Annotated in this window: 19 protein-coding genes; 11 read left to right on the top strand and 8 right to left on the bottom strand. The window is 34.1% G+C overall.

The genetic code is table 11. The features are described from left to right. Nucleotides 1–413 precede the first annotated feature (413 nt). Nucleotides 414–887: a DUF2299 domain-containing protein gene (locus ACKI30_RS05605; protein ID WP_407410626.1), complete on the bottom strand. Its 474-nt coding sequence runs from the start codon at nucleotides 885–887 to the stop codon at nucleotides 414–416. A 62-nt stretch (nucleotides 888–949) separates the two neighbouring features. Here ACKI30_RS05605 and ACKI30_RS05600 point away from each other — a divergent pair, with 62 nt between their 5' ends. Beyond that, complete coding sequence (locus tag ACKI30_RS05600; protein ID WP_407410624.1) at nucleotides 950–1,927, top strand: cobalamin biosynthesis protein; 978 nt, start codon at nucleotides 950–952, stop codon at nucleotides 1,925–1,927. Then, the gene (locus ACKI30_RS05595) at nucleotides 1,924–2,937 is read left to right on the top strand and encodes a cobalt-precorrin 5A hydrolase (protein ID WP_407410621.1); all 1,014 of its coding nucleotides are present in this window, start codon (nucleotides 1,924–1,926) and stop codon (nucleotides 2,935–2,937) included. Before ACKI30_RS05600 ends, ACKI30_RS05595 begins: the two co-directional genes overlap by 4 nt. Nucleotides 2,938–2,957: 20 nt before the next feature. Here the strand turns inward: ACKI30_RS05595 and ACKI30_RS05590 are convergent, their stop codons facing one another. Next, nucleotides 2,958–3,206, bottom strand: a complete 249-nt coding sequence (locus tag ACKI30_RS05590; RefSeq protein ID WP_292738731.1) for a UPF0147 family protein — start codon at nucleotides 3,204–3,206, stop codon at nucleotides 2,958–2,960. A 145-nt stretch (nucleotides 3,207–3,351) separates the two neighbouring features. Here ACKI30_RS05590 and ACKI30_RS05585 point away from each other — a divergent pair, with 145 nt between their 5' ends. Next, nucleotides 3,352–3,519: a ribbon-helix-helix domain-containing protein gene (locus ACKI30_RS05585; protein ID WP_407410619.1), complete on the top strand. Its 168-nt coding sequence runs from the start codon at nucleotides 3,352–3,354 to the stop codon at nucleotides 3,517–3,519. Here the strand turns inward: ACKI30_RS05585 and ACKI30_RS05580 are convergent. Together ACKI30_RS05580 and ACKI30_RS05575 are read right to left on the bottom strand one after the other, a co-directional pair. Next, nucleotides 3,516–4,103, bottom strand: a complete 588-nt coding sequence (locus ACKI30_RS05580) for a class II aldolase/adducin family protein (RefSeq protein WP_407410617.1) — start codon at nucleotides 4,101–4,103, stop codon at nucleotides 3,516–3,518. The two genes, ACKI30_RS05585 and ACKI30_RS05580, sit on opposite strands and share 4 nt — an antisense overlap. A 9-nt stretch (nucleotides 4,104–4,112) precedes the next feature. Further along, nucleotides 4,113–5,897 (bottom strand): DNA-directed DNA polymerase II small subunit, encoded by a 1,785-nt coding sequence (locus ACKI30_RS05575; RefSeq protein WP_407410615.1) that lies wholly within the window; start codon nucleotides 5,895–5,897, stop codon nucleotides 4,113–4,115. Between the two features lie 170 nt (nucleotides 5,898–6,067). Here ACKI30_RS05575 and ACKI30_RS05570 point away from each other — a divergent pair, with 170 nt between their 5' ends. From ACKI30_RS05570 to ACKI30_RS05555, 4 genes are read left to right on the top strand one after another with little or no spacing between them, the layout of a single operon-like run. Then, a complete protein-coding gene (locus tag ACKI30_RS05570) occupies nucleotides 6,068–6,565 on the top strand; it encodes a hypothetical protein (RefSeq protein WP_407410613.1) in 498 nt (165 codons plus the stop codon). 9 nt (nucleotides 6,566–6,574) lie between these two features. After that, the gene (gene cobJ / locus ACKI30_RS05565) at nucleotides 6,575–7,648 is read left to right on the top strand and encodes a precorrin-3B C(17)-methyltransferase (protein ID WP_407410611.1); all 1,074 of its coding nucleotides are present in this window, start codon (nucleotides 6,575–6,577) and stop codon (nucleotides 7,646–7,648) included. A 10-nt stretch (nucleotides 7,649–7,658) separates the two neighbouring features. Then, nucleotides 7,659–8,258 carry a potassium channel family protein gene (locus ACKI30_RS05560; protein ID WP_292738719.1) on the top strand — a complete coding sequence of 200 codons (600 nt, stop codon included), beginning with the start codon at nucleotides 7,659–7,661 and terminating at the stop codon, nucleotides 8,256–8,258. 33 nt (nucleotides 8,259–8,291) lie between these two features. Further along, nucleotides 8,292–9,554 carry a magnesium transporter gene (locus ACKI30_RS05555; RefSeq protein WP_407410609.1) on the top strand — a complete coding sequence of 421 codons (1,263 nt, stop codon included), beginning with the start codon at nucleotides 8,292–8,294 and terminating at the stop codon, nucleotides 9,552–9,554. Here the strand turns inward: ACKI30_RS05555 and ACKI30_RS05550 are convergent. Both ACKI30_RS05550 and ACKI30_RS05545 read right to left on the bottom strand, forming a co-directional pair. Further along, nucleotides 9,551–10,420, bottom strand: a complete 870-nt coding sequence (locus ACKI30_RS05550) for a hypothetical protein (protein ID WP_407410607.1) — start codon at nucleotides 10,418–10,420, stop codon at nucleotides 9,551–9,553. The genes ACKI30_RS05555 and ACKI30_RS05550 overlap by 4 nt on opposite strands. Then, nucleotides 10,407–11,354, bottom strand: a complete 948-nt coding sequence (locus ACKI30_RS05545; RefSeq protein ID WP_407410605.1) for a hypothetical protein — start codon at nucleotides 11,352–11,354, stop codon at nucleotides 10,407–10,409. The genes ACKI30_RS05550 and ACKI30_RS05545 overlap by 14 nt, the downstream gene beginning before the upstream one ends. Before the next feature lie 168 nt (nucleotides 11,355–11,522). Between ACKI30_RS05545 and ACKI30_RS05540 the strand changes: the two genes are divergently transcribed. From ACKI30_RS05540 to cfbA (ACKI30_RS05530), 3 genes are all read left to right on the top strand, one after another. Then, entirely contained in the window at nucleotides 11,523–11,921 is a 399-nt protein-coding gene (locus tag ACKI30_RS05540) for a Zn-ribbon domain-containing OB-fold protein (RefSeq protein WP_292738711.1), read from the top strand. Then, a complete protein-coding gene (gene cfbA / locus ACKI30_RS05535) occupies nucleotides 11,893–12,801 on the top strand; it encodes a sirohydrochlorin nickelochelatase (RefSeq protein WP_407410603.1) in 909 nt (302 codons plus the stop codon). The genes ACKI30_RS05540 and cfbA (ACKI30_RS05535) overlap by 29 nt, the downstream gene beginning before the upstream one ends. Before the next feature lie 98 nt (nucleotides 12,802–12,899). After that, a complete protein-coding gene (gene cfbA, locus ACKI30_RS05530; RefSeq protein WP_407410628.1) occupies nucleotides 12,900–13,412 on the top strand; it encodes a sirohydrochlorin nickelochelatase in 513 nt (170 codons plus the stop codon). A gap of 42 nt (nucleotides 13,413–13,454) precedes the next feature. Here cfbA (ACKI30_RS05530) and ACKI30_RS05525 read toward each other — a convergent pair whose 3' ends face one another. Together ACKI30_RS05525 and ACKI30_RS05520 are read right to left on the bottom strand one after the other, a co-directional pair. Beyond that, the gene (locus tag ACKI30_RS05525; RefSeq protein ID WP_407410601.1) at nucleotides 13,455–14,057 is read right to left on the bottom strand and encodes a TetR/AcrR family transcriptional regulator; all 603 of its coding nucleotides are present in this window, start codon (nucleotides 14,055–14,057) and stop codon (nucleotides 13,455–13,457) included. A gap of 31 nt (nucleotides 14,058–14,088) precedes the next feature. Next, on the bottom strand, nucleotides 14,089–14,697 hold the full coding sequence (locus ACKI30_RS05520) for a TetR/AcrR family transcriptional regulator (protein ID WP_407410599.1): 609 nt from the start codon (nucleotides 14,695–14,697) through the stop codon (nucleotides 14,089–14,091). A 236-nt stretch (nucleotides 14,698–14,933) separates the two neighbouring features. Here ACKI30_RS05520 and ACKI30_RS05515 point away from each other — a divergent pair. Further along, on the top strand, nucleotides 14,934–25,514 hold a 10,581-nt coding region (locus ACKI30_RS05515; RefSeq protein WP_407410597.1), incomplete at its 3' end, for an Ig-like domain repeat protein.

The following is a 25,514-nucleotide window of genomic DNA, read 5'->3' as shown; positions in this document are numbered from 1 at the left end:
TAAAATCTATTTAATCCAATAATATTGATTTAAAAATAAAATATGAAATACAACTATTTCAAATATAAAATAACAATTTCAAGTGTAAAAATTTAAGATAAAGAATAATAATACTGTCTCAAATGGCTTATTTAGAACATTTTTCAAAAAAATTATCATGATTTATAATCAAGACAGAGAGGTGTGTTGCAAGTGTAACCGATTTCATGTGCCCGGCAATTTTGAAGACATGGATTGCAAGTGTAAAAAAAATGTGAAATTGACACAAGTATGAAAAATTATCATGTCAAAAAAATATTACATCATGGACGAAAAAAATAGGGAGATAAATTTCAAATGTTACACTTGAAATATACCCCTTCAATCTTAATATACCTTCGATTATGTTATACTTGAAATGCACCTCTCCCTCTTTAGATGAACATGTCATTTTCATTTGAAGGCTGTGGAAGAGATCCGAATTTTTTATCGATTAACCAGATGCAGTGTAATTTGGCTTTAAAAATTCTTTTCAAAGTTCTGTATAACATATCTTTAGTTAAAGCATCTTCAAAAATTTGTTCAGTGACAACAAACTGACGTAAGAGGTCCTGGTTAACCTGAAGTTCAAAATCAACCAAATATTGATTTAAACCAAAATTCAAATCCAAAATAAATTCTTTTTTAGTTTTAGTATCTGCAGATTCCATTAAGCTGATATGCTGTGGAGCTACCTGGGTAGCACATGCTAAAATAATAGAATCCTTGCCTTTCGGCTTAACAACATCCATTATGTTTTCCTTAGGAAACTCAACGATGAAATGAAAATCAGCATTCTCATCATATTTCATTTCTCTTAAAATATCTTCGTCAAGTAACCATTTTTCAACTTGTTCTTCGATATTCATAATATCATCATTTAAAATTTAATAATAAATTATTTATTTTTTTATTTATATATAAATAAAGTATGATTGAATTATTTTATTTTATTGCAATATCATTGCTTTTTTCACTTGCAATTGATGTTCTCTTCGGTGAACTTCCCACAAGAGTACATCCTGTTGTGATAATGGGTTCGATCATCACATTTTTCAAAAATAAGTTTATAAAAATAAAAAACAGGTTTTCTGGTCTGCTGCTGGTTATATTTGCAGTACTGTCAGTAAGTATAATATTATATATTATATATATTATTTTATCAATAAATGATTTATTATTATTTATTTTATTTATTATTTTATTATCATCAACATTTTCAGTTAATATGTTGTTAAAAACTGCTGTTGATGTAAAAAACGATTTAGACGAAAGTATTAACAAAGCAAGGCAATCTGTTTCATATCTTGTCAGCAGAAGCACTGATGAGCTGACGGAAAGCTTCATTGTTTCTGCAGTCATTGAAAGCCTGACTGAAAACATAACTGATTCCTACGTTGCACCTGTATTGTATTATGCTTTGTTTGGAATAATAATAATGATATTTCCTATGAATCATGAATTGTATTATTTGCTGTTGGTTCCAATGCTGTACAGGCTGTTCAATACACTTGATGCAATGGTGGGTTATGAAACTGATGAACTGGCTGCAATCGGTTTTTGCGCTGCCAAGATTGATGATATTTTAAATTATGTTCCGTCAAGGATTGCCGGTATTTATGTTGTCATTTCAGCTTATCTTTTAAAGTTGGACGGTAAAAACAGTTATATGATTATGAGAAGGGATGCAAGAAAATGTCCAAGCCCAAACTCAGGATATACAATGGCAACAACAGCAGGTGCTCTCAATATTCAATTGATTAAGAAAGGCACATATGTTTTGGGAGATCCAAACAAAGAAATTGACAAGGAAGACATTACCAAGGCTGTTAATTTGTCAAAATTGAGCATAGGATTGTTTAGTTTAACAATATTTATAGTATTAATAATGGTTCATGTGATATTATGAAAATAGCAATTGTTTCTGTTTCAGATAAGGGAAGAAATTTAGCGTTACAATTAAAAGAGAAATTGGACCTTGATTCAACAATCATAAAAGTTGATTTATTTCATAAGAATGTTAAAAAATATTTAAAGATTGCCTTTTATGAATATGATGCCGTCATTGCTGTCATGGCATCTGGAATACTGATAAGGTCAATAGCGCCATATGTTGAATCAAAAGCTACAGATCCAGCAGTGCTAAACATTGACGATAACGGTAATTTTGTTATTTCAACATTGTCAGGCCATTTGGGGGGAGCAAACAAATTGACAAATAAAATTGCTCCATTGATAGATGCCATACCTGTAATTACCACATCCAGTGATGTCAACAATAAATTGGGGATTGATGTCCTGGCAAGTGATTTGTATCTTTCTATTGACAACACTAAGGAAATTTTATTTTTCAACAAGGCCATCCTCGAAGGCCGTAAACTCACATTCACATTAAATCCTGATGCTGAGAAGAATTATCTGAAAAGTTATTTACAAAATAATACACTTGAAATGGATGTTTCATTCAACTGTTCAGAAAATGTAAATGAAGATGAAATAATTGTCAGTCTTGAAGGTCATAGAATAACATTAAAAGAAAGAAAACTTGTAGTTGGAATTGGATGTAAACGTGGAAAGTCATCATCAGAAATATATGAAGGCTATAAAAAATCTTTAGAAGAATTAAATCTTGATGAATCCAGAGTGAACATGTTGGCATCTGCCGAAGTTAAAAAGGATGAAGAAGGTCTTTTGGAACTTGCAAAAATACTAAATAAACCTATTAATTTTGTAGATCTTGACAGATTGAAATTATTTGAATCAAGAGACATTCAAAAATCAGAGTTCGTTAAATCAAAATTCGGAATTTATGGCGTTTGTGAACCATCAGCTTTGATAACAGCAGGATTCGATTCAAAATTAATATATAAAAAGACTTCATATAATGGTGTTACAATATCAATGGCGATTTCCAAATAAATAAAATAAAAAAAGTGAAATTAGATAGATTCTAATTTAGAGAGAACTTCCCAAATTAAAGTTCTTGCGTGAACAGGTATGTTAGGATCGTTACTGATTTCATCTAATTTTCCTAAAACAGTACTAATTCTTACAGATTGGTCCTGTTCTTCATCTTTTAATAAATCATTGGATTCACTTGCAGCTTCTCTAATGTTACGAGGTACAGTGTTGTTATCCATGATATATTCGAGTATTTCACATACTTCATCTATAGTTTGATTGCTCATAAAATCTCCCTCCAAAAATAAATTAAAAACAAGTCAAAATATTATTAATATCTATATTTGTTCGCAATGTCTTTAAATATTTTGTGGTATAATTGATTTTTTTTTAGTAGAAAAATATATATTAAATTAAATTGAATTATTATACATGTCAGATATAAGCAAAACAACAATAAATTTACCTAAAGACTTAAAAAAAGAATTAAAAAAAATAGCAATTGATGAAGAAACTTCATTATCCGGATTAATCATTAAAATGATTGAAGAAGGAATGTCAAAAAGAAATAAAAATGATGTACTTTCAGATGAAGATTAGATTATATCTTCAGCTGAATTCAACATATATGTAATAAATTGAGTTTTTGCGCTTTCTTCAACGAAGACCGCAAGTGATTCTGCTTCTTTTAAATTTTCACTAACACAAATCACACCATGATTTTTTAAAACAAGAACATCGCTGTCACCGATGCCTTCGCTGGCGCTTTTTGCAAGTTCAGCAGTTCCAGGCTTTTCATATTCAATGTCAGGTAAATACGGATTTTTTATTTCTCCAAAGCCTTCAAGTCTTTTGATCTTTTTGTTTGAAAATGCAAACCCTGTTGCATATGGGGAATGTGTGTGAACTATTCCGTTAACGTCATCTCTTTTTTTATATATTTCCAAATGCATGTTAACTTCTGATGAAGGTTTACCGCTTGTTAATGTGTTTCCATCAAAATCAACTATTACTATGTCTTCAGGTTTTAAATTAGCCAAGGACTTTAAGGTTGGAGTTATCGCAACGATGTCTCCGTTTGCGGTTTTAATTCTTTTGCTTATGTTTCCGGATTTTCCTGAAACCAGATTTTTATTGTAAATATTATTTCCCACATCAATTATTTCTTTAACATTTTTTTTCATAAAATACCTCTATAAGAATTTAAAGTGCTTATATTTTCCTTTATGGATAACAGGAACTTCTGCAGGTGTCGGTTCAATATTGTGAATTTTTTGGAAACTGGTTTGTGTCTGAAAAGTACCTGAGTTAATCAAATGAATTCCCTTGAATTTATTGTATGAGTTCACGTGAATGTGACCTGTGTGGAAAATGTCAGGAACCTCATCTATTACAAGATAATCTTCAAGTTCTGATGCGAGCGGAGTACGTTCACCATAAATCGGTGCCAAGTGCCTTTTCTGCAACAGTTCCTGCATTAACAGATCACTTTTTTCATATGTGAATTCCTTAACGGCCATTACCAGATCGTCAAAACTACGTCCGTGGTATATCAGTACTTTAATGCCGTCAAGTGAAACCATACCAGGATTTGATATGAATTCAACGTTGTCCAATTCATACAACGCTTTAGCATACTCTTCAGGAACTGCCGGCTGCGGTTCCGCAACCCTTGATGCATCGTGGTTTCCAGGTGCAATGATAATTTTGATGTCGCTTCTGATATTGCCTAAAAATTTTGCGGCCTCATTGTACTGCTGTGTGATATCCTTGATTGCCAGTTCCTTGTCCTGGTTAGGATATACTCCGATTCCGTCTACTATATCTCCACCTATAATCAGGTATTTGACGTCTTCAGCAACTCTTCTCTGCTCTTCTGTACCATATTCGCAATTTATCCAATCTATAAATCTTGAAAAGGCGTCTTCAAGGAATGTCAAACTGCCTATGTGAACGTCAGACAGAAATACAATTCCGAAATCCATTTCCTTTTCGGGAACTCTTAAAACACCAGGTTTAATGATTTGCTGACCGAATGCAAATCCTCTGTCATTACTCTTGTTGGCAATGACACCTACAACCTCGTCCTTAACGAGCTTTTCGGCTTCAGCAAATAAGTCATCATTGTTGTGTGAGAATAAAATTGAAATGTTTCCTGTATCGTCTTCAAATTCAACGATTTTGTGTCCGTTTTTACTTGATCTGATTTCGCGAACCATCAAAATCAGGCTCATGCTTTCCTGAGAATCATCAATGTCGGCAATTTTTGTGTAACCTCTAAGTTCAGGCCTTTTTGAGAGAATGCCTTCCAGTTTTTCATACCTGTTTCTGAAGTAAGCTATCAGGTTTTCAAGCTCACCGCTGGTGTATGATTTTTTACTCATGTCCTGAAGGATTTTAAAATCATATTGTGCATTAATTTTCTGTTCATTTCTTTTGAACTTGATTTTTTCATCTTTAACAGTTTCGGAAGCTTCCACAATTGCCTGGTTTACGTATTTTTCAGGTTCATCATCTTCCTTTTTAAAGCTGTCCATTGAAGTTGCTTTATTCTCCGCTTGTGGTGTTTGCTTTTCAACTGCCTTTTGCTGTGTTAAAGGTTTTGCCTCTGGCTCAGGTGTAATCTTCTGTTGAGGCTTTTCCTGTATTAAAGGTTTAGTAACCTGTTTTTGCTGTGGTGTTTTTTGAGTTAAAGGTTTTGTTTCTGGCTTAATTTCACTCTTTGCAGCACTGGCATCTGCTGTTAATGTCTTTTGGTTAGTGGAATCTGTTTTTTTGACATTTCCTGTAAGTTCGTCTACAGTTTCTCCGCTAACTGAAACCAGGTCCTTTGAGGAAAATTTATCACCTTTTAACTTAACTATTAATGAAGATGCAAAATCTAGAGGATTTTCTGCATTAATAACTTTATTATATGCTTCAGGTGATAGGTTAATTCCCTTTTTTGCAAATTTTAATAGAATTTTATTAGTTGACATATTAATTAAATTTTTTATTTTCTATGTTAATAAACTTTGAGAATTTTAAATATCAATAATGTTTTTTAGCTGTTGAATTAATTTTATAGTTATATTTATTATATATTAGAAATAAAACTAACATTATTATAATAATTGTTATTGAACAATAAAATGATGATTGTGATAAAATGGCGAATAAGGTAGTTAGAATTGTTTTAATTATTGTATTATTTGTTGTATTTTTTGAATTGGGGCTTTTCGGTTCATACACTATCGTTACTTCCGAAACACCTAACATTCAAGGATTAATAGATATGCAAGTTTCTAAAATAACTGGCATCTTCAGTCCTGAAAATGTTAATGAGGTTTTAGTAAAAGATCCAACTCCAGTGTCAATCTCCAATAAAAAGGATATTGCCCTGCGGATGGAGGAGCTGTCAAAGGTTGACGGTGTTGATTACAACTCAATTAACGTGACCACATATGAAGATACAGATAATGAAAAATTTAATGTAACTATTGAATCTTTAGGTTATGAATCACCTAATTCAACTTCAGGTCAAATTGTAATCAGTCAGGTCCCTTCATACAAGATTATAGCGAACGGTGTAGCTTCCTATAAGGGAACAGGATTGAACGTTGACAGAAATTCAGTTACTATAAATTCAGTTTTAAAGTTATACTAAGATGATAATATGATTAATGTGATTGGTATTGGTCAAAACAGAGAAAACATGACTTTAGGGGCTATTAAAGCTATTGAAGAGTCAGATGTAATTATAGGATACAAGAAGTACATCGAACAGATTGAAGATTTGATAGCCGATAAGGAAGTTATCAAAAAAGGTATGGGCGATGAAATTGCCCGTGCGGAATTTGCTATTCAAAGAAGCTTAGAAGGCCAAACTGTTTCATTAATCAGTTCCGGAGACCCTGGTGTCTTTGGAATGGCAAATGTACTGTATCAGATAGTAAGCAAATATGAAGATGTTGAAATTAAAGAATATCCCGGTGTGTCTGCGCTTAACTACGCATCCAGTCATTTGGGAGCTCCTTTGAATGATTTTGCAGCAATCAGCCTAAGCAATATTTTAACACCCTTGTCTGAAATAGAAAAGAAATTGAGATATGCGCTTGAAGCTGATTTGATTGTAGCTATTTATAATCCGATAAGCAAAACCAGAAAGGAACCTTTTAGAAGATTTGTAAAATCCGTAATTGACATAAGAGGTGAAGACGCCCTTATTGGAATTATTGATAGTACATATGAGCCTCCTAAAGCCACTGTTGTCAAGGTTAAGGATTTGACAGAAGACATTGTTAACATGTCCTGCACTCTGATTGTCGGAAATGATTTGACATATGTTCAGGACGGAAAGCTTGTGACACCAAGAGGATATGTAATAAGGTCTCAAATTCATCCGTTATCACAAAATCATTATGAAAAATTCTTGAATGGCGAAGTTGCCCACGGCCCTAACCGTGAATGTGAATTCTATCCATGTCACTATGACGGCCAATACTGCGATTTCTGCTATTGTCCATTTTATCCATGCGGAGACTCTTCAACCGGCGGAGAATGGATTAAGGGCAAAAACGTTTGGAACTGCAAGGAATGTCATTGGTTACATAGCAAGGAAGCAGTCGAATGTTTAAGAGAGCCTTTAGAGAATATTTTAGAAGAAGTTGAAGACTTGAAAAAAAAGAATAAAACTTTATTGAAGCTTAGAAGAGCTTGTTTATTAAAAAATAATCCAAATGATCTTTAGGTGTATTTAATTGTCAATCAAAAATTTATTAATTGAAATGAAGAATATGTCGGAACTTATGGTTGATCTGGCATATTCTGCAGTATTATTCAACAGTAAAGCAGCAGCTGAAGAAGTAATTACATTGGAAAATGAAGTTAATGCAATGAATTATGAAATTAAAAAGGAATCTTTGGTTGCAGCCAGGTCTTATGAAGATGCGGAAAGATTAACTGCACTTTTAGAAATTGCAGAAGCTGCAGAAAGTATGGCAAATGCTGCAAAAGATTTAGCTGATTTAGTAATTAAAGGTATAAAACCTCATCCAGTATTTAAAATGGTAATGGAAGAATCCGATAAAAGTATTGTAAGGGTTGTTGTAGATGAAAATTCAGATTTGGCCAATAATACTTTAGGAGATTTGCTTTTGGTTAACCGTACTGGAATGAGAGTTATTTCTATCAGAAGAGGTTCATCCTGGATTTATGGACCTGATAAAAATACTACACTTTTGCCTGATGATACCTTGATTTTAAAAGGAACAGATGAAGGTGCAGATTTACTTGAAAAATTAGCTGCTGGAGCTTGTTCTTTAGAAGACATTCCAGAAGAATTAGAAGATGAAGATTAGGTTGTGAAAAAATGATTATAGGTAGTGATATGTGTGAAAGACAAACAGAAGAAGATTCGCAGTTCACTATCTACTCAAGCGTTCTCTGAGTTTTACGCTGAACACGACTATATCATAAAAGAAGGATTAATAGCCCTTTTAATTTGCGCCGTTGGAGATTTGGTTGCAGGTGTTATTCTGGGCAAGATGACATTTTTCCTCGAAGCGTTTCCGGGACTTTTAGTAGTTATTCCTGGAGCTATCGGAATGAGAGGAAACATTTTCGGATCATTTGCCTCAAGGTTATCCACCAACTTACACATTGGTCTGATATCTCCACGCTTTGAATTTTCAGAAGATTTAAACTACAATATCTATTCATCATTTGTCTTAACTCTAGTTTTATCCATATTTTTGGGTATTGTAGGAAAGCTGTTCTGTGTTCTCTTGCATTATCCGTCAATGCCGCTGATAGATTTTATATTGATATGTACAATTGCAGGCATAATTTCCAACTTGATTATGCTTCCAATAACAATGTTTGTTTCATTCAAAAGCTTTGAGCATGGATGGGATCCGGATAACATTACCAGTCCGATTATTGCGGCATTTGGAGATTTATTCACATTGCCTGCTATTATAGCATCAATATTTATTTTAAGCGCTCTAAACTTTAATTTCATAGTGAAAGACATAGTTCTGGCAGTGATTTTAATCGCTGTTATAGTAGGTTTCATATACTGCTACCGCTTGTCCTATGAAACCAAGACAATCTTAAAGCAGTCAACTCCGATATTGCTCTTGTGCTCCTTTTTAGGCGGTTCTGCAGGCGGAATATTAAACAGTTCAGTTGAAACATTGCTTACAAATCCAAGTCTGTTAACATTAATTCCACTATTTTCAGGAGAATGCGGAAGTCTAATCAGTATTTTAGGAGCAAGACTGTCTTCAGGCCTTCACTCAGGGCTGGTCGAACCGTTGTCAAGACCTGAAGGGGAAGCGCTTCATAACTTCGGAATATGTTATATTTTAGCTATTTTAATTTTCCCATTCATTGGAATACTGGCGGAGCTATCCTCAATAATGTTTGGAACAGTCGGTGTCGGATTTGACAAAATCATTCCTATCAGTACATTTTCCGGACTCATTCTGGTTACAATAATGGTGATTCTGGTATATTACATTTCAACACTTTCATATAACAACAATCTGGACCCTGACAACATTGTAATTCCAATTTCAACAAGTATTACAGATTCAATTTCAAGCCTGATATTGATTTCAATTTCACTGCTTATTTTGGGTGCGCTGATTTAATACCATGCCTTTAAAATCAGACTGCAGTCGTTTGTTCGGAAGTGGTCATAGTTCAGGTCATGCATATTGAAATTTTTAGGAACCGATACCAGAACTGCCTTTACGTTGGGCTTGTTGAAGTGAATGAAAACTATGGCGCTCGGGTCATCATAGAAGCTAATTTTATCGTTCAGGTATATTTTATCCGATCCCGGATTTTCCCACATTCTGCCCTTGACAACTCTTGTTGTGTCTATTATATATTCCAAATCATTTCTTTCGCCGGAATCAATCAGCAGATAGTAATTTGAACTTCTCAGATTTCCCTTAAAGACTTTGAAATAGTTGCAGCTGTGACGGTCCTGTGAATGTCTGTGGTTGCATTTTCCGCCATGCTGAAAATCCTTCAGGACAAAATTTTTGAAAAAATCGCATTTCACAAGCCTGTTTACTGAATAAGTGTTCCTGTTTTCATCAGAATTGCCTATTTTTACACTTGAAATGCTACTTTCCTGCGGAATCAATTCAATCGATGTTTTGATTTTTGAGCCGAACATTTTCTCGTCAACCAGCTTTTTGTAGTTTTTCTTAAGTGCCATAAGCTTTTCATATGAAACGCTATTGGGGACAGTCTCACCCTCTTCGTTGATGATTGCAAGTCCGGGAGTTCCTTTCCCGTATTCCTCCCAATTGTCAGGCGTTCCTGGATTGTTGATTAGATTGTCCGCCATTTCTGAAATAAGAATTTCAGTGTTTTCAGCTTCGGCCGATTTGATTGCCTTGTTGCTCATCAATTCCGACGCATTTAGCACAATTCCCGTAATCATCAATGTTATTGTGAGCACTATGGCTATTTCCACTGCAATATTTCCTCTATTCTCCATCATCGCTATCACCCAACCCGTATTTCTTTTGGTGTGAGCTATCGAGAATTAAGCTGTTAAAGTCGAGCTTGTCAATTTTATGGCCGGTGTAATGGTCATGGAAAACAACATGGTCCGAACAGGATATGGAATCATTAATAAGGGGGGTATGCGTTTGAATGAAAACCTCCATTCCATAATGGGGACATTTTCCCTTGCCTTCGAGCCTGCAGAGATAGCAGCTTCCGTCTGCACTTTCATGGAAATATCCCTGTTTGAGACAATCCTTCAATACGCCAGGGTCTCCATGGTGGATATAAGGGTCATATGGACATTTCTTTATGTGCAGTGGGGTGGTTGCAAATGCATATGAGAACGGCGAGTCCAGATTTCTCAGCTTAAGATATCTTGTCAGTGCATTCTTGTAGTTGAGCTTGTCCCCCTGAATGAACACTCCTGAGGCAACTCCTAATTTTGCAAGGGGAAGCGGATCTCTTAAGCCTTCAATGGAAACGTTCTTTTCTATTATCCTGTTAAACCTGTCGTTGTTCTTTTTGACGTTAAGCTTCACTTTCAGCAATACCTTCCATGGGCTGTCCGTCGGCATAACCGAGAGGGCCTCAGAGTTTATATCAACATCATATTTTTCCTTAAATTCCTCATTCTTTTTGTCAAGTTTCTTGTTGAGGTTCTTTTTAATCTGGTCTTCGCTGTCTAAAAGCCTATACGTATGATAAACCTTATCGCATGCATCAGCTATCGAATCCCTTCCCAAAACTTCCAGATTATTTGAATAGTCATCAACAATATACTTGAAGTTGTCATTTTCTAATGAGTCAATATTTTCATTTTGAATGTAATTTATGGCCGTAAAAACAAAAATGGCTATCAATAACAATATTGTTATTAAAATAACTGTCGTTCCTAGTATTAAATTACCTTTTGAGTCGATTTTCATTATTAAAAATATGGCCTGAAATTATAAATTTATTTTTCAAGTGCGACTTTATGATTTTTCACAAAAGTATTAATTTTTTCGGATTTTTAAAAAATAAGTAATAAAAAAAATAGTTATTTATATTATTGATTAGATATTATACATATTGAAAATATTTGGAGGATTATCATGTCAGATACTGTTAGAACATGGCGTCATATACAACAAAGATATAATCTTATTGGTTCTAAGTGTACTACCTGTGGAGAATTGTTTTTCCCATCCCGTGTAGTTTGTCCTAACTGTAGAAGAAAAGGAAACCTTGAACCGTTCCAATTCAGTGGAAAAGGTAAAATTCACACATTTTCAATTATCAGGTCAGCTCCTGACGATTTCAAAAAAGCAGCTCCATACGCTGTAGCTGTAATTGAACTCGAAGAAGGCGCTAAATTAACATCCCAACTTGTAGATTGTAATGTTGATGAAATTGAAATTGGTGACGATGTAGAAATGGTCTTTAGGAAAATCAGAGAGGATGGAAAAGACGGAGTAATCTCCTATGGATACAAATTCAAAGTTATCAAATAATTCTGCAGTGATTTTGGTAAGTCATGGAAGTACTTTACCTTATGCTGAAGAAGTGTTTAAAGAAATAAAAGAAAAATTTATCAAAAAATCAGGACTTCCTGCTGAAATCGGATACATGAAAGTTTCCGAGCCTACAATTGCCGGAGCTGTTGAAATATTAAAGGAAGAAGTTGAAGATTTGGATAAAATCATCGCACTTCCTGTGTTTTTAGCTCCTGGAATTCACACAAATATCGATATTCCGCAACTTTTGGGTCTGGAACCTTTGGAAGTTGATCCAAGATGTCCTGATGGAAATTATCCTGCTGAACATTATTTATCAATTGCTGATGATGTTGACTTTGACGGAGAAATTGAACTTTTAGGCTCAATAGGCCCAAGAGACAAGCTATTAGACATTATTGATAAAAGAATTTCTGAAGCTCTGTCAGAATCTAAATTGGATGACAGTGCAAAAACAGGAATTTTACTTGTAACCCACGGATCAAGATTAAATTACAATAAGGAATTTGCAACCGCTTTATACAATAAGTTCGAAAAGACTTGCGACTTACCGTCCAGTTTCGGATTTATGGAACTGTGCGGTCCAAGCATTCCGGAATCCATTAATAAATTAGTGGATGAAAACGATTTGGAAAGATTGGTTGTTGTTCCAGTATTCATCGCTCCGGGAATGCACACAACTCACGATATTCCACATATCCTGGGATTTTTGGAAGCTCATGAACATGAACATAAACATTCACATGGTCACGGCCACGGGCATGACCACACTCATGACCTGACTCCCGTAGAGTTCGATGGGGAGATATTATATCCTGATCCAATTAAAGCAGATGATATATTAATAGATATTTTAATTGATATGGTAAATGAATAGTCTATTTATCCATATATTTTTTTGAAAAATTTTTATTTCAAGATAACTTCAATGAATTTAATTTAAAATTTAATTATAACTTATTTAACGGATGATAAATTATGTCTGATAAGAAAACAGGAATCTTACTTTTAAGCCACGGTTCCAGATTGGATGATGGTGAAGAAGTAATTAAAGCTTATAAAGAAATGTACGAGAAAGAATTCCCAGAAATCCCTGTAGAATACGGATTCATGGAAATTAGAAAACCAGGTATTCCAGAAACAGTCAAAAAATTAAATTCCAACAATGATTTGGAAAGAATAATTGTTGTACCTGTGTTTGTAGCACATGGATTGCATACAAAAAGAGACATACCTGGGATTTTAGGTATTGAAAGTGATTTTGACCCTGAATCAATCGGAGGACACGGACATCATCATCACCACCATCACGGACATGATGACCACGACCACGACCATGGGCATGACCACGGACATCATCATCACCACCATCACGGACACGATGATGAAAAGGTCGAGTTTGACGGCGAAATCGTATTGACAGATCCTTTAGGAATCGACACACGTCTATACGAAATTATAAAAGACAGAGTTTCAGACGCTTTATAGTTCTGAAACTTAATTTTTACTTTTTTTAGATTAAAAATAGTTTTAATGGCATTCGATGGCATGCCAAGTCATATCAAAGCTTTTCTCAAAAATCTGATCAAAACTCTCATCTGGGGAAAGCAACCAGAAATATTGAATTCCCATATACATGATATACAAGGATTCTACAATGTTTTTAGTTGGGAAATCTTCACTGATTTCATTTTGCCTTTTGCCCTCTTCGACAAGGTCGGATAGAAATGTTCTAACATCATTTCCTGTTTGTGAAATCATTATGTTAGTGTCATCATCGGCATAGCCTGTTCCGGTTAAAAGAAGCACTACGTCCCTATAATTGATTTTTTCATCGATGCTTTCAATTTCCACACCGTTTATGAAGTGATGTAAAACATAACACAATGCATCATGGATTCTCTCCTTTGATGAACCTTCAAGGTTGATTTGATCAAAATCTATTTTGATATAATCCACAATATACTTTTGCAGAATCGCTTCAAACAAGTCGCTTTTATCTGAAAAATGATAATATATGCCGCCTGTTGTCAGTCCTGTACAATTTCGAATTTCACTAATTGAAATATCAATTGTACCCTTCTCCAATATTAGTTTCAGTGTTTTTTCAAGAATCAAGTCTTTAGTGTTCATCTAACCACATCATGTTTTTCATAGCTATTAATTATTCTCTGAATCTTATCTTTTCCCATTCCAAATTAAAAATATCTTCAAATTCTGAAGTCATATCATCAATCAGATATACCTCCCAGTTATATTGAATTCCCATATACATTATAATTAATGAGCCTACAATGTCTTCGTTCGGGAGGTCCTGACGGATTTCCCCGTTTTTTTTACCTTCCTCAATAATTTCTGTGAGAAATTCCCTCAATTCTTTTAGGATAATTTGGCCAAACTCCGCAGAATTTTCATAGCTAAATCCGTTTCCGGTTAAAACCATCAATATTGATCTGTAGTCTATTTCTTCATCAATAGATTCAATCTTGATTCCGGTTTCTTTTTGCTTAAAAATTTCAGCCATGACGTCGTGGATTTTCTCTTTTGCATTTCCCTTTATCTGTCTGAGTTTGTCTATATTGAATTTGTAATAGTTTATATAGTATTTTTCAGTAATTTCATCATATATTTCTTCTTTATTTGAAAAATAGTGGTATATTCCACCGATAGCAATTCCGGATGAGGTACTAATTTCTCTAATTGAAACGAGGGAGTTTTGTTTTTCAATCATTAATTTTAAAGTCTTTTCTAAAATTAACTGTTTTGTATTCATACATTTATTAATTTATATTTTATTATTATATAAAATGTATAGAGAACAACCGTTCTGTTAGTGTGTAAAATTGAAATTAAGAACGAACGTTCTGTTATATTGAAAAACAGTAACCAAATTTATGATTTTTACTCATTAAGCAACATAAATTTTATAAAACAATAAACGGATAAATATTAATGAGAAAATTTTTTAATAAATATTCTCTAATTATTCGTACAATTTGAGGTATTTGAATGAAGAAAAAAACGATAGGAATATTGCTGATAATCCTTGTATTGTTTATAAGCATTGGTGCAATTTCGGCGGCTGATGCTAATGAGACATTGATGGAAGAAGTCAGTGATACGAACATTGCAACGACTTCTGTTGCAGTTGAACAGGACAATGCCATTTCGCAGGAGAGTGAAAATGGCGGAGATGTTGAAATTAATGTAACTGACAGTCGAGATGAAATATCAACTAATGAGGTGAAGGTAACTTCCAAATCAAATGAGGTGCTTTCCGCTTCAAACGATGATGTGCTTAAAGCCAGCTCAAACTGTTTTTATTGGGTTGAAGGTGGCCGTTGGTACGAAGATTTGCGTGACGCAATGGACAATATTGCAGGTAGTTCTAGTAAAACAGGAACAATATTAGTTAATGCAGGTACATACACCGAGCTTGACAGAGTAACCTGTGGCGACATATATATCCATTTTGAAAGTGCAGCAACAATAACAATACAGCCTTTTAACAAAGGAGATGCTGTTATTTTCGACGGCAGTGTTGCGAAAAATAATTACCTGTTTTGGTTAGACCATCAAGACTTAAAAGTCACATTCAATGACATAACATTCAAAAAAGGACATGCAACAGCTGATGGTGGTGCTATCGAAGTTGCTCACGGACAAGTGACATTGAACAACTGTTTACTGACTGAAAATGAAGCTCTTGATCATGGTGGAGCTATAAGTGTGGCCGATGCTGGAACATTCATAGCCAACAATTGCAGGTTCATAAATAATTGGGCGGAAGACGATGGTGGAGCCATCTCCTGTGAGGATGACGGTACTGTTGAACTTAATAATTGTTATTTTGAAGGCAATAAAAAGATTAAAGATAGTATCGAAGAAGAAAATGACTTCGGATATGAAGATGGTGCAGGTAGTCCTGGATATTGGACTTTTAACGATTGCCAATTTAAAGGACATGGTTCTCTTGAAATTGAAGTAGACGCTCCTAATCAATCAGTGGAAATAACTCCTGACATTGAAGATGAGGGTGTAAATTTAGTGGTTTTATATAAAGATGGTTCTTATAATACTGAAAAACCTTGGGCTAGTCTCCATTCTGTAGAATTCACAGATTTGGAACCGGGCACTTATACAGTTTACATGATGAAAGATCATGAAAAAAGATACATATATCCTGATAATACTTTTACTATTATAGAAGCTAATTTTGTTTTAGACGATAAGGACGTATTTGAAACTTTAAGTGCTGCTGTAAATGCTATTCCTAATGGTGGAAGTGGAGTAATTACTGTTGAAGCTAATACATACACTGGCTCTGCTAATTTTAACGTGCAGATTAGAAATAAAGTAGTTACAATTAGGCCTAAAATTATTTCCGAATATGAGGATACTGTCATTTTTTCAGCCGATTCTCAAAGTTATCTGTTGAATGTAGGTTCTAATGCCCAACTTATCTTGGAAGATATAGTTATAACAGGTAAATTTTCAGATGCTGCATTAATATTCACTAGCGATTTGGACTCTTCCATTACAGACTGTGAATTTAATAATATTAAAAATTCTGAAAATCAACCAGGAACTCCGATAAATGCTGAAAATTCAAAATTGGAACTTAATGGTACTAATTTTGAGTTAAATGGTAATATTATCTTAAAAAACACTGATGCAACTATAAATGAATGTACTTTCACCAATAACACTGGCGAACAGGGTGGAGCAATTGATGCAAATCCTTCTTCAGATCTAACTATTACAAGTTCAGAATTTACCCATAATATTGCTAATGAAGGTGGAGCAATATATGCTACTAATCTTAAAGTTGAAGGTAGTGAATTTACATTAAACGTTGCGGAATTAGGAGGAGCTGTTTATATAACTGACAAAGGTGACAGCCTCGTTAATATTACCTCCTCTGTTTTTGATTCAAATGTTGCAACCAATTCTAGAAACATTTACTCTGCATCACCAACAAGGAAATTTAATTTAGAGTTTAATGAATATGATTTGGATTTATCAATGAATGAAAAAGATGCTTCCTATGGTGCAGATTATATTCTTACTGGTGTTTTTGACTGGGGTTCAAATTTAAATAATGATGTAACTCTTTTATCCGGAACCATTGATGAAAATATTTTCGGAGAAGTGCTTACTGTTGAAAATAACACCTTTAATATAAATCTTGGAGTGCTGAGCGGTGGAACACACGAATTATCCATGATTGGAATGTTTACTCAGGGAGACAGTGCTGACCATTTCTATACCCATATGTATTATTCTGATTTAAATGGAAACGAATTCTATTTAACAAACCCTGCATATCTAAAAGTAGTTATTTCAAAAGCTAAAATATTATTGAATCTTGAAGTAAAAGACGTATTAATTCCTGAAATACCTATTTTAAATGTTTACGCTAATTGGGATAATAATTACACAATTTTCATTGGAAATAAATATTATCAGCTTGAAGTTGTAAAAGGTAAAGGTAGCATGCAGCTCACTGGCCTTGATTTAGGTAATTATTCAGTTGTTGCTATGCGCGATGCTGATGAAAACTTTGATTTTGTCATGAATTTCACTACTTTTTCCATAAGTAAAACCTACAGCAACTTCATAGTCCTAAGTACAAATGTGGAATATGATACTTTGGCAGAGGCTGTAGCCAATTCCGATGCTGAAGATACCATATATGTTAAAAAAGGAACATACACTGACACAAAAATAGTAATCTCCAATAAGACTTTAGATATTGTTGCATTGGAAAATGCTGTCTTTGATGCTCAGGGCAGTGATGCGAATTTCATAATAATCAACCAAAATGCGGAAGTTTATATTCATGGTATAACATTCAGAGGAATTCACAACAGAAATACCAATTATGGAGCTATAGTGAACCACGGATATCTTTCAGTGGATTCATGTAATTTTACAGACAATAAGATTACAAAGACTTCATTTGCCGGAAACGGTGGAGCAGCTATATTCAGTGACGGAGAATCACTCGAAATTGACAACTGTAATTTCATAAATAATGTCGCTCCTTTAAAAGCAAGTACTGCAGCAGTCACATCCTTGGGTTATGAGGATATTTCAATCACAGATTCCAAATTCATAAATAACACCGCACGTGATGGTGGAGCAGTTCACTTTGAAAACATTTCTCAATTTGAACCAGCAATCATTTCATGTGAATTTGAACAGAATACTGCTGTTAAAGGATCTGCAATATATGTCGGAAACAATTCCAGATATGTATCTGTAACCCTATCTAATTTCGTGAAAAACAACGTCAAAAATAGTTTAGGAGAAAAAGCTCAACTTGAAGGTGGGGCAATATATGTCAATGCCAACAATGATGATGTAGCTCTGGATATTTCTTTATCCAATTTTGAACACAATTCCAACAGTGATGTAGACGGCGGAGCCATATGTCTTGATGGAAGTTCAAATGCTTTCATTGACAGCTGTGTCTTCAATAACAATAGTGGTAAGTTGGGTTCTGCAATTTTAATCAAAAACCCTTATGATAAAAAGCTCACATTATTGGTAGACAGCAGTCTCTTTACTGATAATCATGCAACAACTGGAGCTGTTGCAACCTCTCCTAGAGTTACAGCACTCTTTGATGAGTGTATTTTTGCAAATAACACTGGAGAAAACAGAAATATTTACAGCAATGGATTTACCGTGGCTCATGATACCGTTTTCGATGTTAAAGATGCTAAATTAAGTGCATTATCTGTTTCATATGGTAATGACTCAATAATAAAAGGTACAGTAGACATCGGTGCCAATATCTACTCAGTAGCAAACTTAACAGTTGACGGTGAAAATGTCATTGTAGAAGTTGAAAACAATAAATTCACTTATAATGCAGGCGTATTGAATCAGGGTAAACATACAGCTGTTTTAAACAATGTTGTAGATATGAACAATAATACCTACCTGATGGACAGCATAACCGTAAATTTCAAAGTTAACCGTGCAGGTGTTGAATTTAATGTTTCTGTTGACAATATTACTTATGGTGAAACTCTGAAAGTAGTTGAAACATTACCTTCTACCGTTTCAGGTACTGTAAGTTACCAATTGAATGGAAAATATTACACAAAAGATGAACTCGAATCATTGAAATTAGATGCTGGAAATTACACTCTCGTAGCCAGCTATAATAATGAAAATTACGTGCCTTCAACTTCCATAATTAATTTTGTAGTAAATAAAGCCAATCCGACCATATCTGTAGAGGATGTGGAAGTAGAAGATAATGGAACCGTTGTTGTAAACATAAAAACAAATGTTCCTTCAATCTATACAATAGAAATTGGAGATTACAAAACTGATAAATATGTAAACGGCAGCAGATCTGTTGAAATAGATAAAATATTTGAACCTGGAACCTACACAATCAAAGTTACTTCACAGGAACGTGTAAACTACATATCAAATTTCACTGAAGCCACTTTGAAAGTCACTAAAACTCTTGGAGCATTCACATTAAGTGCCTCTAATAAAGTCACATCTCCAAATAATGCTATCATTGGGGTTTCAGCTCCGGAAAATGCAGTAGGAAATATCACATACACAATAACAGATTCAAATAAAAACGTTGTTAAAACACTAACCCAATCCTGCAGAGATGATTTAATCGTTTCAGGTTTGGATGCTGGAGACTATGAAATCAATGCAGTATTTGAAGGCGATGATTTATACTATTCAACCAGTAATATCAAAATGGCCCCATTATCCATTATGAGGGCTGCAAATAATGAAGATATTCGCACTTCTGGTGAAGATGACTACATTGATGATGAATATTATAACTATCCATTCATATACCAGGAAGATGAAGATTCAGATTATGAATATTATGAAACCCTGGAAGAAGCAATAGATGCGGCTTCACTAATGGGAGGAATCATTACAGTTAGAGGCGGAACCTATTATTACGAAGATGGAAACGCTGGTATTGATATTGAAGGAGAATTAGAAATAACAATCAGAGCATTTGAAGGCGAAGAGGTTATTTTTGACTGTCAACATGAAAGTGACTTCCTGTATTTAACATATGATACTGAAGTAGAGGTAATTGAGGCAGTTCCACCTATTCCTGTAATATATAATACACCAGGTCCTACCATTACACTTGAAAACCTTACCGTGATCAACGGATATGCCGTCAGTGATGGTGCAGTTATCGAAATGGATGCTGGTATTTTAACATTGATGAACTGTAATTTCTACAATAACGATGCTGAATATGGTGGAGTAATATATATCGGTTCAGCTTCTTCAGACCAGGATGCAGATGTCATTGCAGTTAACTGTACATTTATAAACAATACCGCAAGATCTGAAGGTGGAGCAATCTACATTTCAGAAGGTCTTGAACAGTTCGTATCAGCATCATTTGCCGGATGTACATTTTTAGACAACTACCAAGGTGAAGGTGATGAAAGAACTATGAATTACTTTGCAGGCGATGCCGTTGAAGAAATAGTCAAGAAAGCTTGTGTATTTAATGGTAAAGGTACATTAGATTTCAATGTTGATAAAATCAACCAGACTGTTACTGTTGTCGGTACATCTGAGGATGTCTTCGATTCAGTTGTTTTAATGTACTTCGGTCATGTGCCTTTATATTCAATTTACAATAACGGATCTCAGAGTTTTAATGTTACTTTTGAGGATGTAATGGGAGGAAACTACACTATAGGTGTAATGAATGACCATGACCTCAATACATATATCTTTACAGATAAACAATTTGAAATGAAAGTACCAAACTTCATCATATCAGAAGATGAGGTATATGAAAACTTAACCGATGCAATTAATGCTGTTGAAGAAAATGGTATTATTTATGCAAATATAAATTATCATATTGATGAGAATATGGAAATTGTGTTCAACAAATCTTTCACCCTTAAAAATTTCAGAGACCGTATGGTTGTTTTCGATGGAAACAGCACAAACTGGTTCTTTACAGTACCTGAAGGATATAATGTTGTAATTGAAAACATTGAGTTTGTTGATGGAGGCATAAAAGATCACGCATCAATTGAAAATTACGGCAGTTTAACACTTAAAAACTGTACATTCACAGCTTTTGAAATCGAATCAATCATATACAATTCAGGTTCCTTAAATATAACCGGCGGAGTATTTTCACTTAATTCCATTAACAATGCTATTGTTTTAAATGATGGAAACTTATTCATCGACGGAGCTGAATTCTCAAGCAATGTCATAAACACAAATTCAGTAGTGTACAACAATGGAAATGCAGAAATTGTTGCTTCCAATTTCACAGAAAACGTCAATAACGGAAATGGTGGTGCGATATATAACAAAAATTCATTAACCATTAAAGACACAGTTTTCAATGAAAATGAAGGTATAAATGGCGGAGCTGTTTATAATGAAGGAACATTAGAAGTCTTAAACTCAACTTTTGAAGATAACACTGCTAAAGGATATGGTGGTGCAATTTTCAATGACGGTGAAGCAAACATAGACAATTCATCATTTAGCGGAGGATTCAGTGAAAAGGACGGAGGTGCCCTTTACAATAATAATGTAATGATTGTGAATAATTCCAATTTAGTTGCAAATACCGCAACAGGCAATGGTGGGGCAATCTACAACAACAAAACATTGAAACTTACAGAATCCTTCTTTGGAATTAACTTCGCTTATGAGTTTGCAAACATTTACAATGCAGGTGATGTTGAAGTATTTAAAAATAACACATTCGATTTCTATGATGTGATATTATACGTACCGGATGGAGAATACGGAATTCCTACAACAATTACAGGTACACTTGATTCTCAATTCAACATGGACATTCAATTAATATTACCTGAATTTGTTAACTATGAAGATGCTCTAGTTGCAGTTACAGACGGAATATTTGAATATAATACAGGTATTTTACCAAAAGGTGCTTATGACGTTATATTAAATGAAATCCTTTATGACACAAACGGCAACGTATATTATGGCGAAGCAATAAGGGACAGACTTATCATTAATAAGGCAAAAGTCTACATCAATCTGACCGTAGATGACATTATCATTAAGAATGCAGATACAGTCGCACCGGTTTTAAAAATCAGCGCAAGTAAAAACGGAACATTCCAGCTTCTCTTCAATAATAGGTTAACAACTTTCACTATTGCTGGTACTGAAGCTAATATAACACTTGACAGCGTTGGAGAAGGAAACTACAGCGTAATGGTCATCCGTGAAGGTGATGAAAACTTTAACGATGCAGTAAACACAACCACATTCACCGTCAGTGAATATATAGGCAATTTCATTGTCAACAGTACTGGTGGAAAATTCGAAACATTATATGAAGCTATTACAAACTCTGCAGCTGAAGACATTATTTATGTAATGGAAGGAAATTACACTGGTTTCCGTAATAGCGGACTGGGTGTTTCAGGCAAAAAATTAAGCATAATTTCAATTGGAGAGGTTGTTTTTGAAGTAACATCTGGATCACAGTTTTTAACAGTTAAAGAAAACTCTGATGTTACCATATCTGATGCGGTATTCACAGGATTTAGTTCTATATTTAAAGAGGCAATCTTTTTGAATAGTGGTAATTTGACTATTGATGGATGTGCCTTTGTCAATAATGATATATCTGACAACTCTTTTTTAGGAGTTAAAGGTACATTAATATCCAGTGAAGGAAATTTAAATATTATTGGTTCTGAATTTTATGACAATAAAATACACAATACTTACCTCATCAATAGTAAATCTGGCATTATCATTAATGAATCAAGATTTGAAAACAATGAACTCACAGCTCAGGGCGGCCTTATCAATATAGCTAATGCGAATTCAGCAAAAGTCATATCAACTGAATTTGCTGAAAACATAGGAACAGGCTCCATCATTAATATTGAGCATTCTAATGATGTTCTCATTAGTTCTGATTTCTATAATAATACTCAAGCTAACCGAGTTATTTACGCATTGAATAATACCAACCTAAATATTGAAAATTCCACATTTATAGGCAATATTTTGCCGTATGGTTATATAATCAAATTAGATGAAAATAATCAAAATATTATTTCAAAATCTATATTCACAGATAACACTGCTCAAAATGTTGTTTTCAGTGAGGCTGACAATACTCTTTCAATTTCTGAATCCACATTTACAGACAACACAATTAGAGACAAAGGTGCAATATACATTGCATCAATGACCGATTCAACTGTTGATGGCTGTGTGTTTACAGGCAATAAGGCAGACAGTTACAGAAACATTTATAGTGTTATCGCTGAGTTGAACATTATCAATTCAGTATTTGATGCTGTAAACGTTGATTGTAATGTTAGCGATATTGACTACGGACAAACTGAAATAATTAATGGTACTATTGACATAGGTACAAACTTCGGCTTCACTGTCAATATAAACATTAACAACAAAGTCTATCCAGTCAACGTGACTAACAATAAATTCACCTACACTTTAAGCAATCTTACAGGTGGAGAATATGAGGTTGTATTAAATGCAGAAGACAATAATTCAAACACTTTCGTATTTGATAAAATAACCAAAACATTCGCTGTTAATCGTATTGATCCTGGATTAAAAGTTACAATATCAAATATTACTCAGGGAGAAAAATTAGAAGTTAATGCTGAACTCATCAATAATGCAACAGATAAGATTCTCTATCAATTGAATGGAAAATGGTATGATGAAGCTCAACTTGAAAATCTCACATTGAACCATGGTAATTATTTTGTTACAGCGGCATATGGTGGAAATAAAAACTACTATCCAGTTGGTGTACCAATTTATGTTGAAGTTTATAAAATAACTCCAAACATTACTGTAAGCGACGCTGAAGCTAATTATGGTGAAGATATTGAAATTAATGTAAAAGTCGATGTTGCTGATTATTATACCGTATTTATAGACGACAGATATGAAGAATCAGTTTCATTGTATATTGATGGTAGCGGAACATTTATTGTTCCAAGTGAAAATTTCAAACCTGGCAAATACGAAATCAAAGTTTATAAAATTGAAACTGATAATTATAACGAAGCATATGGCTATGCCAATTTAACAATTAATAATGCTACAGGACTCTTCAGAATATCAAATAACACTATTAAGTATGGTGAAAATGTAACCGTTAGAGTAACATCTCCGGTCAATGCATATGGAAACATTACATACAAGGTATATCAAAATGCAGATGTAGTTTATACTGTCACACAATCCTGTGTTGAAGATCTTGTTCTTCCTAATTTAAGTGTCGGAACATATATTATCACAGGTACTTTTGAAGGCGATTCCTACTACACTAATGAATCTAAAGTCATTTCTGGCGGATTAAGAATCATCATTAAAGATGTAAACTTAAACGTTACTGTATCCAATATAACCTACGGCGAAAATGCAGTGGTTACTGTTGATGCAGATGCTGATGGTAAATACCTTGTTTATGTAGGCAATGAAACTTATGAAGTCACTGTTATTAACGGTACAGGAAATGTATCTGTTCCTGACTTAACTGTTGGAATTTATAAGGTTAATGCATCCGCTGTTGATGATAATTACTCAGCATTTAATGAAACAGCAATTGAAGTAACCCCTAAATCTGTTTCCGTTGAAGTTTCTGTTGAAAACATAGTAGAAGGAGAAAACGCTGTCGTTACAGTCAAAGCTGATGTTGATGGTGAATATCTCGTTAATGTAGGTAATGAAACTTATGAAGTCACTGTTACAGACGGTACAGGAAATGTATCCGTTCCGGACTTGACTGCAGGAAAATATGATGTTAACGTAACTGCTGATAACGGCAATTACACAGGATCAAATTCCACAGCATTCACAGTTAAACATACCACAATTCTTGTTCCGGATGTTGTTGTGGATGAAAATAATGTAACAATAACCGTAAATGTTGATAAGGATGCTACCGGATTTGTTAAATTCACAACTGGCGGTAACGACCTATTTGTTGAAGTTAAAGATGGTAAAGCTTTCATAAATACTGTTCTTCCTGTTGGAAATTACACAGTTGTTGCAACATATGTTGGTGATGATAACTTTGCTGCAAACAGTACTGACATTAACTTCACAGTTGAGGAAAAACCTCTCATAGACACACCGATTGCAATTGACACTCAAATAGATGAAAATAATATCACTATGATTGTCAGTGTTGATGAAAACGCAACAGGTCTTGTCAAATTTGAAGTTACCGGTGCTGAAGAATACACAGTATATGCAGAAGTTGAAAACGGAAAAGCAATACTTGAAGACGTACTTACTGTTGGAGATTACACAGTCGTTGCAACCTACCTTGGTGATGACAACTACAGCTCCAACTCCACAGAAGAGTCATTTACTATTGTGGGCCACATTAAAAAAGACACTGCAATTACTGCGGTCCCTACTGTTGACGGCACTTCTGTAACTATCGTATCAACTGTTGATAAGAACGCTACAGGATATGTTACTATTGCAATTTTAGGTCAAACATTCGTTGTTCCTGTAAAAGATGGAGAAGCTGTTTTCACTTATGATTTCGCT

It is taken from the genome of Methanobrevibacter sp., assembly GCF_045539575.1.
GTDB lineage: Archaea > Methanobacteriota > Methanobacteria > Methanobacteriales > Methanobacteriaceae > Methanocatella.
Note: the sequence above shows the minus strand (reverse complement) of the source record. Positions and strands in the feature narration are given on the sequence as shown.